The sequence below is a fragment of the Rhodococcus sp. 114MFTsu3.1 genome, from assembly GCF_000383555.1.
Classification (GTDB): domain Bacteria; phylum Actinomycetota; class Actinomycetes; order Mycobacteriales; family Mycobacteriaceae; genus Rhodococcoides; species Rhodococcoides fascians_E.
This window is the reverse complement of the sequence record NZ_KB911555.1, coordinates 136,134-149,716: the sequence shown is the minus strand read 5'-3', so window position 1 is coordinate 149,716 and position 13,583 is coordinate 136,134. Positions and strand designations below refer to the sequence as shown.

Below are 13,583 nucleotides of genomic sequence, written 5' to 3'. Positions count from 1 at the left end.
CAGTGAAGACCCATCTGGTACGTACCCGTCGATCCGCCGAGGACTTCCCCCGGTCCGAGCACCTGGCGTGGAAAGTCGCGGAGGTGGCGGCCGATGCCGTCCCGGTACCCGAGGACACGGCCGACATGATCGTGAACCGCATCATCGACAACGCGTCGGTGGCCGCGGCCTCCCTGGTGCGTCGACCGGTCACGAGTGCGCGCACCCAAGCGCAGGCGCATCCGTACAGCCCCGGTGCAACCGTGTTCGGCGTACCCGGCACGTTCTCACCGGAGTGGGCGGCCTGGGCCAACGGCGTCGCCGTGCGTGAACTCGACTTCCACGACACGTTCCTCGCGGCGGAGTACTCGCACCCCGGCGACAACATTCCGCCGATCCTCGCCGTCGCCCAGCATTCCGGGTGCTCCGGCCGAGACCTGATCCGCGGACTCGCCACCGGCTACGAGATCCAGATCGACCTCGTACGAGCGATCTCGTTGCACGAACACAAGATCGATCACGTCGCCCACCTCGGTCCGTCGGCAGCAGCGGGTATCGGAACGCTCCTCGGACTCGACACCGAGACCATCTACCAAGCCGTCGGCCAGGCACTGCACACCACGACCGCCACCCGTCAGTCACGCAAGGGCGCAATCTCGAGTTGGAAGGCGTACGCGCCGGCCCTGGCCGGAAAGGTCGCCGTCGAAGCCGTCGACCGGGCGCTGCGCGGCGAGGGGGCACCGTCGCCGATCTGGGAGGGCGAGGACGGCGTCATCGCATGGCTTCTCGGTGGACCCGACGCCGAATACCAGGTGCCGTTGCCCGGACCTGGCGAAGCCAAGCGCGCAATTCTCGACAGCTACACCAAGGAGCACTCGGCCGAGTACCAGAGTCAGGCGCCGATCGACCTGGCCCGCCGAATGCGCTCCCGCATCGACGATCTCGACCGGATCGAGACGATCGTGCTGCACACCAGCCACCACACGCACTACGTCATCGGCACCGGGTCGAACGATCCGCAGAAGTTCGATCCCACAGCATCCCGGGAGACGCTCGACCACTCGGTGATGTACATCTTCGCCGTGGCGCTCGAAGACGGCGAGTGGCACCACGAGCGGTCCTACGCTCCCGAGCGTGCGCAGCGACCGGCGACCATCGAACTGTGGAACAAGATCTCGACGGCGGAGGATCCGGAGTGGACCCGCCGGTACCACTCGACCGACCCGGACGAGAAGGCTTTCGGCGCTCGTGCCGAGATCACGCTGAAGGACGGGACCGTCATCGTCGACGAACTCGCGGTCGCCGACGCCCATCCGCTGGGCGCCCGGCCGTTCGCCCGTGAGCAGTACATCGACAAGTTCAGGACACTCGCCGACGGGATCGTGTCTCCCGACGAGCAGGACCGCTTCCTCACCGCTGCGCAGAACGCGCCGACGCTGGCGGCCGGGGAGCTCGACCGACTCACGTTCACGGTCGGCGGCGACGTGCTGGCCCGGGCGCCGAAGACCCCGAAGGGCATCTTCCGATGACCGGCCTCATTGCCGCATCGACGTCGGCGTCGGACAAGCGGGCGGCGTTTCGCGCCGGTCTCGCCTCGGGCACGATCCAGCGGTTGCCCGGTGCCTTCTCGCCTCTCGTCGCGAAACTGGTGCAGGAAATCGGGTTCGAGGGTGTGTACGTCTCCGGTGCAGTGCTGTCCGCGGACCTCGGACTGCCCGACATCGGACTGACGACACTGAGCGAGGTCGCGGGCCGAGGACAGCAGATCGCACGCGTGACCGACCTGCCGGTATTGATCGACGCCGACACGGGCTTCGGTGAACCGATGAGCGCCGCACGCACCGTCACGATGCTCGAGGATGCAGGCATCGCCGGCTGCCACCTCGAGGACCAGGTCAATCCCAAGCGCTGTGGCCACCTGGACGGCAAAGCCGTCGTCGACACCGAGACGATGGTGCAGCGCATCCGGGCCGCGGTGTCCGCGCGGCGCGACCCGAACTTCGTGATCTGCGCGCGCACCGACGCGCGCGCGATCGAGGGAATCGACGCCGCGATCACGCGGGCGAAGGCATACGCCGACGCCGGGGCCGACCTCATCTTCACCGAAGCATTGGCCGACGAGGCCGAGTTCGCCGCGTTCCGCGGTGCCGTCACCACGCCGTTGCTCGCCAACATGACCGAATTCGGCAAATCCGAGCTGATACCGGCACACGTACTCCAGGACCTGGGGTACAACGCGGTCATCTACCCGGTCACGACGCTGCGGCTGGCGATGTTCGCCGTCGAGAACGGGCTACGTGAGATCGCCTCCACCGGAACACAAGCCGCCGACCTGGACCGCATGCAACACCGCAGCCGCCTCTACGAACTGCTCGAGTACGACCAGTACAACCGATTCGATCGAGGGATCTTCACCTACACGAGGGACGCGAGATGACCTATCCGACAACGAGAGCTGCCCTGGCCGAGACGAAGACGATCCACAAAGGCCTGGCCGGAGTGGTCGTCGACACGACGGCCATCTCCAAGGTGGTCCCGGAGACCAACTCCCTGACCTACCGCGGGTACGCCGTGCAGGACCTCGCGGAGCACTGCAGCTTCGAGGAAGTGGCGTACCTGCTGTGGAACGGCGAGCTACCGACGAACCCGCAACTCGAGCTGTTCTCGCAGCGAGAGCGGGCTCACCGCCGCGCCGACCGATCGTTGTTGTCGCTGGTGGCGAAGATGCCGGACAACTGCCACCCGATGGACGTCGTGCGCACCGCGATCAGTTATCTGGGTGCGGAAGACCCGGCGGAAGAGGACAATTCGGCGTCGGCGAACCTGAACAAGGCGCTTCGGATGACCGCCGTCCTACCGACCATCGTCGCCGCGGATCACCGTCGTCGACGCGGCCTCGATCCGATCGCACCGCACACCCACCTGGGGTTCGCCGAGAACTTCCTGAACATGTGCTTCGGGAGCGTGCCCGACCCGAAGATCGTCGAGGCGTTCGAGGTGTCACTGATCCTGTACGCGGAGCACAGCTTCAATGCGTCGACGTTCGCAGCCCGAGTCGTGACCTCGACACTGTCGGACATCTACAGTGCCGTCACCGCGGCGATAGGCGCACTGAAGGGAACGTTGCACGGCGGGGCCAACGAAGCGGTCATGCACGCCATGCTCGACATCGGCGAACCGCACTTGGCGAGGCAGTGGCTCCTGGACAAGCTCGCGGCCAAGGAGAAAGTGATGGGCTTCGGGCACCGTGTCTACAAGAACGGCGACTCCCGGGTGCCGACGATGCGAGCAGCCTTCCAGGACGTGGCCGAAGCAACGAACGGCCGCAAATGGGTACGGATGTACGACGTACTCGAACGCACGATGAACGAGGAGACCTCGATCGAGCCGAACCTCGACTTCCCCACCGGGCCGACGTACTACCTGATGGGCTTCGACATCGACGTCTTCACCCCGATCTTCGTGATGAGCCGAATCACCGGTTGGACGGCCCACATCATCGAGCAGGGTGCATCCAATGCGCTGATCCGTCCGCTCAGCGACTACTCAGGCGTTCCGCAGCGCGCCGTCGGTGCATGACGCCGTCCGAGCTTCAATTCTGCACTGCCAGTGCTATCTTCGCCATCGACAGAGCCTGAGTCGCACGGTCGATGACGATCCGCTGCGCGAGGTCGATGTGCGCCAGCAGCGACGCTCGTGCCGCCGCGAGATCCCCCTCCACGACGGCCGCACAGATGGCAACGTGTTCGTCGACAGTGGACGCGATGCGCTCCCGAGTCAGGGAATCGAACATCCGCACCGGTCGTATCCGTGCGTTCACCGCACGAAGCGCCTCGGCCAACGCAGGATTGCCCGACGCCGCCAGCAGCGTCACGTGGAACGATTCGTCCCGCGCGACGAACTCCGCGTCCGGGTGCGGAAGTGACGACCTCGCCTGCGTCCAGTCGTTCAGGACCTCGCGGACCGCGGTGGCGTCGTGCGGCTCGGTGTCGACCCGGTCGATACCTCGGAGCTCCAAAGTCGTTCGGAGTTCGTAGAGGTCGGCCAGATCGTCGAGACGTGGCCGGTACGGAAAGAGGCCCGCGTCGAGTCGCTGCACCAACCCGTCGGCGAGAAGACGCGCCATCGCTTCTCGGACGGGCGTGCGCGACACCCCGTACGCCTCGGCGAGTTTCTCCTCGCCGAGGCGTGTCGTCGGGTCGAACACCCCCGCCATCAGATCCTGACGGAGCGCGACGTACACCTGTTCGCGCAGAGGTCCTCCGCCGCTGATCGCGGTGTAGGGCACATCTGTCATGTTCGTGGTCGCCGCTCAGATCGCCATCGCTGCACGAACGTCGGCTTCCGAATCGGCCCCGCCGGTGCCGCTCGACGTGATTCGCCCGGCCTCGAGAATGTAGTAGTTCTGTGCGGACTCCAGAGCGAAGCCGATGTGCTGCTCCACCAACAGGACACCGAGACCGCCGCGCCGGGTCAGATCCAGGATGGTGCGCTCGATCTCGGCGACGACCGACGGTTGGATGCCCTCGGTGGGCTCGTCGAGAATCAGCATCTTCGGTTCGGTGATGAGTGCCCGGGCGATCGCCAACTGCTGACGCTGCCCGCCGGACAGCAGTCCGGCACGACGGGTGAGGAGCTCCTTCAACGCGGGGAAGAGGTCGAGGGCCTCGTCGATCAGCGCTTTTCCGCGTTTACGGCCGTCGGCGACGACCTGCAGGTTCTCGGCCGTCGTCAACTGCCCGAAGGACTGTTGGCCCTGCGGTACGTAGGCGAGACCACGAGCGACGCGCGCGCTCGGCCGCAACGCGCTGACGTCCTCACCGTCGAACATGACCTTGCCCGAGGTGACCTTCAACAGTCCGACGGCGGCACGGAGCAGCGTCGTCTTCCCCGCACCGTTGTGTCCCATGACGGCCGCGACGCCGTCGGCCGGAACGGTCAGCGACGCACCGTGGATGACTTCGCTCCGGCCGTACCCGGTGCGTACGTCGATCAGCTCAAGCATGACTGTCTCCTTCTTCTGCGATCTGATCGAGTTCCTCGCCCGCCGCTGCGGTACCGAGATACACCTCCTGGACCTTCGGGTCGGCCTGGACCTCGGCGACGGTGCCCTCCGACAGGATTCGGCCTCCGGCGAGGACCGTCACCGACGTCGCGAACGCGCGCATGAAGTCCATGTCGTGCTCGACGACGACGACCGTGCGCTCACCGCCGATGCGGCGCAGCAGTTCACCTGTCTCCTCCCGCTCCTCGTGACTCATACCGGCAACGGGCTCGTCGAGCAGAAGCACATCGGCGTTCTGCACCAACAACATTCCGATCTCGAGCCACTGCTTCTGGCCGTGCGCGAGAATGCCCGCCGGCTTGTCCCGGTGCGCCTTCAGGCCGATCGTCTCGAGCGCCTCCTCGATCTCGTCCGACACCGTCTTGCGTTTGCGGAGCATCGTCGACCACGTGCGTTTCGACCCCGCTGCGATGTCGAGGTTCTGCAACACGGTGAGCTGCTCGAAGATGCTGGCAGTCTGGAACGTTCGACCGACGCCGAGCCGTGCGATCTGGTGCACCTTCTTGCCGAGCAGTTCGACGCCGGACTTGGTGACCGATCCCGTTGCTGGGACGAGTCCGGTGATGGCGTCGATCAGCGTCGTCTTGCCTGCACCGTTCGGTCCGATGAGAAATCGGAGATCGCCCTGCATGAGAGTGAGATCGACGTCGGTGTTCGCCTTGAAGCCGTCGAAACTGACGGTGAGACCGCGGACTTCCAGGTACTGGCTCGACATGCCTGCATTGCCACCGAACGTGGGCTGATGCCCCTCCACGTGGATCATTTGACGAGCTCCTTCTCCACGGCGTCGACGGTGACCACGTCGTCACCTGCCTTCTTTCGTTTCCGGAGTGCGAACAGACCGGCCACACCCGCGGGGAAGAATCCGACGACGACGATGAACAGCAATCCCTGTGCGTAGGTCCACCCGGACGGGAACTGCTCCGAGAGTGTGGTCTGAGCCCACGCGACGCCGAGCGCGCCCAGCACCGGCCCCAGAAGTGTGGTGCGTCCGCCGATCGCAACGCCGATCAGGAAGGCGATGGACGGGACGATGCCGACGTCGTTCGGTGAGACGATCCCGACGATGGGCACGAACAGGGCTCCGGCGAGGCCGGCGAAGAACGCAGCGGCGACGTAGGCGACGATCTTGACGTTCGCGGGATCGTATCCGAGGAAGCGGACGCGCTCCTCCTGGTCGCGAACGGCGACGAGCAGCTCTCCGTACCGCGAGTACATCAGCTGGCGAGTGATGGCGACGACCGCGAGCAGAACACCGGCCGCGATGAAGAACAGCATCTGCTTGTTGGCCGGGTCGTTCAGGTTGAACCCGAAGAACGTCCGGAATCGGTTGAGTCCGTTGGATCCACCGGTGCTCTGCTGACCGATCAGCAGGATGGCGAACGCAGCGGCCAGCGCCTGACTGAGGATGGCGAAGTACGCACCCTTGACCCGACGCTTGAAGACGCCGAGACCGAGGACGAGTGCGACGAAAGCCGGGATGAACAGGATCCCGAGGATCGTGACGAGCGGAGACTGGAACGGAACCCAGTACGACGGTAGCTCGCGAATACCGGCGATGGACATGAAGTCCGGGACCGCGTCGCCGCGGATGTCGGCGTCGGAGATCTTGAGGTGCATCGCCATGATGTACGCACCGAGCCCGAAGAACACACCCTGGCCGAGCGTGAGCATTCCGCCTCGGCCCCAGGCCAATCCGATGCCTACCGCAACGATGGCGTAGCAGATGAATTTGCCGAGAAGATTGAGCCTGAACTCACTGAGAACAGCCGGTGCGACGGCGAACAGGAGGATCGCGGCGATGGCGAAACCGAGCCATGCTCCACGTTTCGCGACGAAGGTTTTCACACCAAACTCCTTGTCTTGACCGCGAACAGACCCTGCGGGCGGGCTTGGAGGAAGATCACGATGAGGACGAACAGAATGACCTTGGCAATGGACGCCGTCGTGTTGTACTCGATGAACGAGTTGACGATGCCGAGTGTGAACGCGGCGATCACCGCGCCCTTGATCTGGCCGAGGCCGCCGACGACGACCACCAGGAACGCGTCGATCAGATAGCTCTGCCCGACGGTGGAACTGGTGGAGCCGATCAGCGTCAACGCCACACCGGCGACGCCGGCGAGGCCGGACCCGATGAAGAACGTCGAGATGTCGGTCCTACGGGACGAGATGCCCGACGTCTCGGCGAGATCGCGGTTCTGCACGACCGCGCGGATGCGTCGACCCATCGGTGTCGTCTTGAGCGCGAACGACAGTGCGAGAACGCAGAGTACGGCGAGAACGAGAATGAAGATCCTCGTCTTGGGGACGACGGCTCCGAGGATGTCGACACCGCCGGACAACCAGCCGGGGGAGACGACGTTGACGGCCGGAGCGCCGAAGATGTCGCGGGCGAGCTGCTGGAGAACCAGACCGACACCGAAGGTGACGAGCAGTGTGTCCAACGGCCGGTGATACATGCGCTGGATGAGCGTGACCTCGAGCAGGACGCCCATGGCGCCGCCGACGAGGAATCCGACGATCAGTGAGATGAACAGCGACGCTCCGCCGGTGGAGACGATCTGCTGCACGACGTACGCGGTGTACGAACCGGCCATGATGAACTCACCATGAGCCATGTTGATGACGCCCATCTGACCGAACGTCAGCGAGAGTCCCAGAGCGGCGAGCAAGAGAATCGATCCGATACTCAGGCCGGTGAACAGCTGCCCGACTACGACATCCATGTAAGGCTCCTTTACAGGCCCCTCCGTGCGCGTACATGCCGACCCTGGCCTACATGTGCGCGCACAGCGGGGACCGGGGTCAGTTGAGGTCGGCGGCCCAGTCGTAGGTCTCCAGGAACGGGTCGGGCTCGATCGGTGCCGGCGACTCCCAGACCGTGTAGATCAGGCCGTCGGGGCGGATTTCACCGATGCGCGCGGTCTTGGAGATGTGGTGGTTGTCGCCGTTGATGACCACTTCACCCTCGGGGGCTGCGAAGCTCACGCCGTCCGCCGCGGCCTGAATGTCGGCGACTGCGAACGAATCTGCCTTCTCGACGGTGTTCTTCCACAGGTACACCGAGGTGTACGCGGCTTCCATCGGATCGGAGGTCGGCTTGTCGGCGCCGTACTTGGCCTTGTAGTCGGCGACGAACTTCGAGTTCTCCGGTGTGTCGACCGTCTGGTAGTAGTTCCACGCCGTCAACTGGCCCGCGATGTTCTGTGCACCGATGCCCGCGACCTCTTCCTCGGCGATGGACACCGAAATAACCGGCATGTCAGCGGCATTGAGGCCGGCATTGGTGTACTCACGGAAGAACGCGACGTTGGAGTCGCCGTTGAGCGTGTTGAACACGGCGTCCGCGTCGGCGGATCGAACCTTGTTGACGATGGTGGAGAAGTCGGTGGACCCGAGCGGCGTGTAGTCCTCGCCCTTGATCTCGATGCCGTTGGCCGCGGCGTACGCCTTGATCTCGCGGTTGGCGGTCTGCGGGAAGACGTAGTCGCTACCGACCAGGTAGAGCGAGGTGACCCCCTGCTCCTTCAGGTAATCCAGCGCGGGGATGATCTGTTGATTGGTCGTGGCGCCGGTGTAGAAGATGTTGTCCGACGCTTCGAGGCCTTCGTACTGCACCGGGTAGTACAGGAGTGCGTCGTTGTCCTCGAAGACCGGAAGCATGGCCTTGCGCGACGACGACGTCCACCCGCCGAATACCGCTGCGACACAGTCGCTGCTGATGAGCTTCTCGGCCTTCTCCGCGAACACGGTCGGCTCGGACGCACCGTCCTCGGCGACCACCTCGATCTGCTTTCCGTTGACGCCTCCCGACGCGTTGATCTCCTCCACGGCCAGGGCGATCGAATCACGAACCGTCACTTCACTGATCGCCATCGTGCCGGACAGGGAGTTCAGCGAACCGACCTTGACGGTGTCGCCCGAGGTGTCGACGCAGGATTCGGTGGCCCCGCCACCCTCGCCCGACGCCGTGTCACCGGCCCTGCTGCCGCACGCGGTGAGGGTCAGTCCGACCATCGCCAGCGCTGCGGGGAGCACCAGTGCCTTGGTGGCGAACTTGCTGGAAGGAAGAGCAGGCATCGCGGAAGCCCTTTCGCTTGTATACGGAGTTGTATTCGCGATTGCAGACAGTAAAGGGGAAGTATTGCGTTGATATGTTCCGCGGTGACGAGTTCGTTGCACGGATTACGCGGGTGTAAACAACCGGCCGTCGACCGAAATGACAAGCAGGGTTGACATCCAGTGACAAGTCCGCTTGACTTTTACCTATGAGAGACGCGGCGAAGACCACCGACGCGCTGAAGATCAACTCGGTGCGCGAGCACCGCAAAGCGGCGCGGCTCACCCAGGCCGAGCTGGGCAAGATCTGCGGAGTCAGCAGGCAGAGCATCGTTTCGGTCGAGGGCGGCGATTACGCCCCGAGCGTCTACCTCGCGATCAAGCTGGCGCGAGCACTGGGAACGACCGTCGAAACACTCTTCGAAACGGAGTAGAGATGAGCACCTTCACAGCGGCGATGCAGTACATCGGCGATCTCGACGACGAATTCTACGACGACGAACGTCAGCGCGATGTGTGGAACGAGGCCTCGGCCATAGGGTTTCAGCTGTTCGTCTGGACTCTGCTGATCGCCGGATCCGTTCTCCCGTGGGTGGCAGGCGTGACCGGCAGTTGGATCACGCTCGGCGTGCTGGCCGTGTTCTTCACGGTGTCGTCGATGGTTCTGATGTACGCGAAGGCCCGAGGCCTCGACATGTACACCTCCCAATCACTGGCTCGCCCAAGGATCTACCTGTGCACCGGCGTGTACCTGATCGCGGCGTTCGGCGCGATGATCACCCTGGCTTCCGAGTACCTGAGCGCAGGAGGTGCAGCCGTGTTCGTCGGTATGGCCATCGGAGCGTGCGTCGGTGTCGGGTGCGGGGTGCACGGCCTCGTTCGCAAGCGTCGACTCGACCGCGAGGCCGAAGCTGCTGCCGAAGCAACCGAGCTGCAGGAACTGACGAAGGAGCAGATATGAACGCGTTCGTGAAAGCACTTCGATTCGTCGGCGATCTGGACGACGAGTTCTACGACGACGAACGTCAGCGTGATGTGTGGAACGAAGCGTCGGCCATAGGGTTTCAGCTCTTCCAGTGGGCCTCGCTCGTCTCTGCCGCGGTGTTGCCGTGGGTGGCAGGCACCACCGGGGCATGGGTCGGCCTCGGCATCCTCGTCACCCTCACCGTGATCAACGTCCTGACCATCGGTTACTCGGCGGCGCGGAAGGTCAACCTGTACACCGCGTCCAAGATCAACCGGGTGCGCGGACTCGTCGTCGCGGTGGTGCTGATCATCGGATACGTCGGGGCGTTGATCAGGTTGCAACCGAACACGTTCTCCGATGCGAGTTCCTGGGCAGGCGGTGTCGTCGGAGCCGTCGTCGGCGGCGGAGTCGTCGGACTCGGGGTGTGGTGGATGCGTCGTCGCAACGCCCGCTTCGAAGCCGAGGCGGACCAGTGACCCGGTAGCTAGGGTCGAGTGCATGAACGCACAGCAGATCGCCGACGGCACCTGGGCCCACCTGTGGACGCCTGGAGGCTGGGGCCAGACGAACACCGGCCTGATCGTCGACGACGGTGCGGCGTCGATGGTGATCGACACCGTCTGGGACACGGGCAGGGCCGACGCCATCGCATCCGAGAATCGTTCTCTCACACGACGATCACCGGTCGCCGACGTGGTCAACACGCACTCGGACGGCGACCATTGGTGGGGCAACGACACGGTTCCGTCGGACGCCAGAATCATCACGAGCGCAGCGTCGTTGCATGCGATGAAGGAGGAGACGCCCCCGTCGGGCGTGCACCTGTTCGCGTCGTTGGGGGCACTGGCGGGCCGGTTGCCCGGGCCGGTCGGAGCAACCGGGACTTACATGGACCGTGTGCGGGGCGGGGCGACCTTTCCCCGTACCTCGCCGCGGCTACCGAATCACACTTTCGACGTGACGGAACGGATCGACGTCGGAACCAGAGCCGTACAACTCAGATATCTGGGGCCCGCGCACACGGCGGGAGACCTGATCGCCCACGTGCCCGACGTCGGTGTCGTGTTCAGCGGTGACCTACTGTTCATCGGTTCGACGCCCATCCTGTGGCACGGCCCCTTGTCCAACTGGATCGACGCACTCGATCATCTACTGGCGCTCGACGCCGCCGTGTACGTGCCCGGTCACGGACCACTGTGCGGTGCCGACGAGATCCGCGCGGTCCGCGAGTACTGGACCTGGGTCGACGACGCCGGCCGCCAACACTTCGACGCCGGTGTCGAGTATGCGCATGCGGCACGAAACATGATGCAGTCGAGGGACTTTCAGCCGTATCAGGCGTGGGGCTCGCCCGAACGGCTCGTGCTCACCATGTCCACCCTCTACCGCCTGTGGAAGGGCGAGCCTGCAGCCCCGCCGACCCTGCTGCGCCGCGCACGAGCGTTCGCCGACGCAGGGGCGCTGCTGCGGGCAATAGAATCACGCTGAGTCCAACACTGTGCACGCTGCACCGACGCGGCAATCATCGTCCGAGTGACTCCTGCTCCAGTATTTCAGCGCTACCGCGACCCGGACCTACGCGAGCTCGCGCACCGGAACGAGACGCTGGAGGTGCTGCTCTCCCATCGCTCGGTGCGCAGTTTCACCTCGGACCCGATCGACACCGCCACCATCGAGACCATCGTCGCAGCAGCACAGTCCGCGCCGACGTCGTCCAACCTGCAGGCCTGGAGCGTCGTCGCCGTCCGTGATCCGGAGCGCAAGGCACGGATCGCGACGCTGGCAGGTGACCAGGCCTTCATTGCCCAAGCTCCGGTGTTCCTGGTTTTCCTCGCCGACCTGGGCCGTGTCCGGCGCCTGGCCGAACGCCGGGGTGTGCCGTCGGAGGGTGCCGACTACCTGGACTCGACGCTCCTGGGCGCGATCGACGCAGCATTGGCCGCGCAGAACGCCGTCGTCGCCGCGGAGTCACTCGGTTGGGGGACGGTGTACGTGGGAGCCGTCCGCAACGCGCCCGAAGAGATCTCCGACGAGCTCGACCTGCCTCCCGCGGCGTTCCCGGTGTTCGGGCTGTCCGTCGGCCGCTCCGCTGTCGCCACCGACGGCACCGGTCCCGGTATCAAGCCTCGACTGCCGCTGGCGTCGGTTCTCCATCACGACGTCTACGACGCCGAGACGGCCGACTCCGGCATCGACGTCTACGACGAACGACTGGGGGAGTACAACCGCGAACAGGGGCGCACGACGGCATGGACCACCGCCGTGCTCGCGCGGCTGCGCGACGCGACATCGCTGAAAGGGCGCGACACCATTCGGGATTCACTCTCCGCCCGCGGCTTGCTCTCCAAATAACAGAAAGACATTCGACGTGCGATTTCAGATTCTGGACATCATCTTCAACCCACCGCACCCGGTGACCGGGGAGGTCGTCCATCCGTCGGACAGGCTGGGTCGCGTCGTCGAAACGGCAGTTCTCGCCGAAGAACTCGGCTTCGATTCCTTCTCCGTCGGAGAACGTCACGCCGGGGACGTCCTGTCCTCGTCGCCGACGGTGATTCTCGGTGCCATCGCCCACGCGACCGACCGGATCCTGCTGTCGACCGGAGTATCCGTCGTCGCCGTCCTCGATCCGATCCGTGTCGCCGAGGACTTCGCGACGATCGACCAACTCAGCCGCGGACGATTCGAACCCGTCATCGGTAAAGGCAACGAAGCACTGCAGTACCCACTGTTCGGCCTCGACATCTCCAAGCAGTACGAGTACCTCACCGAGAACTACGAGCTGCTTCGGCGGCTCGTTCGTGAAGAGCACGTCGACTGGAACGGGACGCACCGGCACCCACTCGTCGACGCGACCACCCTTCCACGGCCGTTCGACGGGCCGTTTCGAATCTGGCACGGATCCGCGACGTCGGTGGAGGCGGTGGACCTGGCCGCGAAGTGGGGAGATCCCATCGTCACCGCCAACGCTCTGCAGCCGCGAGAGAACTACAAGGTTCTCATCGATCGATACCGGGAGCAGTACCTCGCGCACGGCCACGACCCGGAGAAGCTCTACGTCGGATCGGGTTCCGGTGGGCTGTTCCTCGCCGACACCACCGAACAGGCGACCGACGAGTTCCGCCCGATCTACGAAGGGTTCGTGGCCCAGCAGGACAAGCGGCTGGAGCGTAGCTTGCGGAGTGACCTCGGTGGCAATCAAGACCCGGCCGCGAAGGGGAAGGTGACGAGTTTCCGGACCATCGAGGATGCTGTCGAGCGCGGCCCGGCACTGGTGGGATCCCCGGACAGGGTTGCGGAGAAGATTCTCGACTACCACGACAGTTACGGGCACGATCTGCAGTCGGTGTCGGTGAATCATGTCCTGGACTTCGAGCAGCAGAAGGACACGCTTCGCCGCTTCGCGGAGGAAGTGATCCCTCTGGTGAAGAAGGAACTGTCCACGACACTGTGGAGTCCGTTCGACGCCGACCGAGCCAAGGGATTCACTGCCTCCTGACCCGCTGCGAG

Annotated in this window: 15 protein-coding genes; 9 read left to right on the top strand and 6 right to left on the bottom strand. The window is 64.8% G+C overall.

The window, feature by feature from the left end; translation table 11 throughout:
• Positions 1-2: 2 nt before the first annotated feature.
• Genes prpD through H292_RS0120210 form a run of 3 tightly spaced genes read left to right on the top strand, consistent with a single transcriptional unit; the run spans position 3 to position 3,558 of the window.
• Complete coding sequence (gene prpD, locus H292_RS0120220; RefSeq protein WP_020112561.1) at positions 3-1,508, top strand: 2-methylcitrate dehydratase PrpD; 1,506 nt, start codon at positions 3-5, stop codon at positions 1,506-1,508.
• Positions 1,505-2,416, top strand: coding sequence for a methylisocitrate lyase (gene prpB / locus H292_RS0120215; protein WP_019666582.1), 912 nt, complete (start codon positions 1,505-1,507; stop codon positions 2,414-2,416). The genes prpD and prpB overlap by 4 nt, the downstream gene beginning before the upstream one ends.
• Positions 2,413-3,558, top strand: a complete 1,146-nt coding sequence (locus H292_RS0120210) for a bifunctional 2-methylcitrate synthase/citrate synthase (RefSeq protein ID WP_020112560.1) — start codon at positions 2,413-2,415, stop codon at positions 3,556-3,558. The genes prpB and H292_RS0120210 overlap by 4 nt, the downstream gene beginning before the upstream one ends.
• 13 nt (positions 3,559-3,571) lie before the next feature.
• On the opposite strand, the gene H292_RS0120205 is transcribed toward H292_RS0120210, so the two are convergent.
• The 6 genes from H292_RS0120205 to urtA form a co-directional block, all read right to left on the bottom strand.
• Complete coding sequence (locus H292_RS0120205; RefSeq protein WP_051104951.1) at positions 3,572-4,276, bottom strand: GntR family transcriptional regulator; 705 nt, start codon at positions 4,274-4,276, stop codon at positions 3,572-3,574.
• Between the two features lie 15 nt (positions 4,277-4,291).
• Positions 4,292-4,984 (bottom strand): urea ABC transporter ATP-binding subunit UrtE, encoded by a 693-nt coding sequence (gene urtE / locus H292_RS0120200; RefSeq protein ID WP_020112559.1) that lies wholly within the window; start codon positions 4,982-4,984, stop codon positions 4,292-4,294.
• Positions 4,977-5,807: an urea ABC transporter ATP-binding protein UrtD gene (gene urtD, locus H292_RS0120195; protein ID WP_019666578.1), complete on the bottom strand. Its 831-nt coding sequence runs from the start codon at positions 5,805-5,807 to the stop codon at positions 4,977-4,979. The genes urtE and urtD overlap by 8 nt, the downstream gene beginning before the upstream one ends.
• Positions 5,804-6,892: an urea ABC transporter permease subunit UrtC gene (gene urtC / locus H292_RS0120190; RefSeq protein WP_019666577.1), complete on the bottom strand. Its 1,089-nt coding sequence runs from the start codon at positions 6,890-6,892 to the stop codon at positions 5,804-5,806. Before urtC ends, urtD begins: the two co-directional genes overlap by 4 nt.
• Complete coding sequence (gene urtB / locus H292_RS0120185) at positions 6,889-7,773, bottom strand: urea ABC transporter permease subunit UrtB (RefSeq protein ID WP_020112558.1); 885 nt, start codon at positions 7,771-7,773, stop codon at positions 6,889-6,891. Before urtB ends, urtC begins: the two co-directional genes overlap by 4 nt.
• Before the next feature lie 79 nt (positions 7,774-7,852).
• On the bottom strand, positions 7,853-9,127 hold the full coding sequence (urtA, locus tag H292_RS0120180; RefSeq protein WP_020112557.1) for an urea ABC transporter substrate-binding protein: 1,275 nt from the start codon (positions 9,125-9,127) through the stop codon (positions 7,853-7,855).
• A gap of 188 nt (positions 9,128-9,315) precedes the next feature.
• On the opposite strand from urtA, the gene H292_RS0120175 reads away from it, so the two are divergent.
• The 6 genes from H292_RS0120175 to H292_RS0120150 are packed head-to-tail and all read left to right on the top strand — an operon-like array spanning position 9,316 to position 13,572.
• Positions 9,316-9,540: a helix-turn-helix transcriptional regulator gene (locus tag H292_RS0120175; RefSeq protein WP_019666574.1), complete on the top strand. Its 225-nt coding sequence runs from the start codon at positions 9,316-9,318 to the stop codon at positions 9,538-9,540.
• 2 nt (positions 9,541-9,542) lie between these two features.
• Entirely contained in the window at positions 9,543-10,067 is a 525-nt protein-coding gene (locus H292_RS0120170; RefSeq protein ID WP_020112556.1) for a hypothetical protein, read from the top strand.
• Positions 10,064-10,549, top strand: a complete 486-nt coding sequence (locus H292_RS0120165; protein ID WP_019666572.1) for a hypothetical protein — start codon at positions 10,064-10,066, stop codon at positions 10,547-10,549. Before H292_RS0120170 ends, H292_RS0120165 begins: the two co-directional genes overlap by 4 nt.
• Positions 10,550-10,571: 22 nt before the next feature.
• Positions 10,572-11,561 carry an MBL fold metallo-hydrolase gene (locus H292_RS0120160; RefSeq protein WP_020112555.1) on the top strand — a complete coding sequence of 330 codons (990 nt, stop codon included), beginning with the start codon at positions 10,572-10,574 and terminating at the stop codon, positions 11,559-11,561.
• A 45-nt stretch (positions 11,562-11,606) separates the two neighbouring features.
• On the top strand, positions 11,607-12,425 hold the full coding sequence (locus tag H292_RS0120155; RefSeq protein ID WP_019666570.1) for an NADPH-dependent oxidoreductase: 819 nt from the start codon (positions 11,607-11,609) through the stop codon (positions 12,423-12,425).
• A gap of 16 nt (positions 12,426-12,441) precedes the next feature.
• A complete protein-coding gene (locus H292_RS0120150; RefSeq protein ID WP_020112554.1) occupies positions 12,442-13,572 on the top strand; it encodes an LLM class flavin-dependent oxidoreductase in 1,131 nt (376 codons plus the stop codon).
• Positions 13,573-13,583 lie beyond the last annotated feature (11 nt).

What these genes read in the sequence shown, in the direction of transcription:
- prpB (WP_019666582.1), top strand. Translation starts at nt 1,505, where the DNA reads ATGACCGGCCTCATTGCCGCATCGACGTCGGCGTCGGACAAGCGGGCG.
- H292_RS0120210 (WP_020112560.1), top strand. Translation starts at nt 2,413, where the DNA reads ATGACCTATCCGACAACGAGAGCTGCCCTGGCCGAGACGAAGACGATC.
- H292_RS0120205 (WP_051104951.1), bottom strand. Translation starts at nt 4,276, where the DNA reads ATGACAGATGTGCCCTACACCGCGATCAGCGGCGGAGGACCTCTGCGC.
- urtE (WP_020112559.1), bottom strand. Translation starts at nt 4,984, where the DNA reads ATGCTTGAGCTGATCGACGTACGCACCGGGTACGGCCGGAGCGAAGTC.
- urtD (WP_019666578.1), bottom strand. Translation starts at nt 5,807, where the DNA reads ATGATCCACGTGGAGGGGCATCAGCCCACGTTCGGTGGCAATGCAGGC.
- urtB (WP_020112558.1), bottom strand. Translation starts at nt 7,773, where the DNA reads ATGGATGTCGTAGTCGGGCAGCTGTTCACCGGCCTGAGTATCGGATCG.
- urtA (WP_020112557.1), bottom strand. Translation starts at nt 9,127, where the DNA reads ATGCCTGCTCTTCCTTCCAGCAAGTTCGCCACCAAGGCACTGGTGCTC.
- H292_RS0120175 (WP_019666574.1), top strand. Translation starts at nt 9,316, where the DNA reads ATGAGAGACGCGGCGAAGACCACCGACGCGCTGAAGATCAACTCGGTG.
- H292_RS0120170 (WP_020112556.1), top strand. Translation starts at nt 9,543, where the DNA reads ATGAGCACCTTCACAGCGGCGATGCAGTACATCGGCGATCTCGACGAC.
- H292_RS0120165 (WP_019666572.1), top strand. Translation starts at nt 10,064, where the DNA reads ATGAACGCGTTCGTGAAAGCACTTCGATTCGTCGGCGATCTGGACGAC.
- H292_RS0120160 (WP_020112555.1), top strand. Translation starts at nt 10,572, where the DNA reads ATGAACGCACAGCAGATCGCCGACGGCACCTGGGCCCACCTGTGGACG.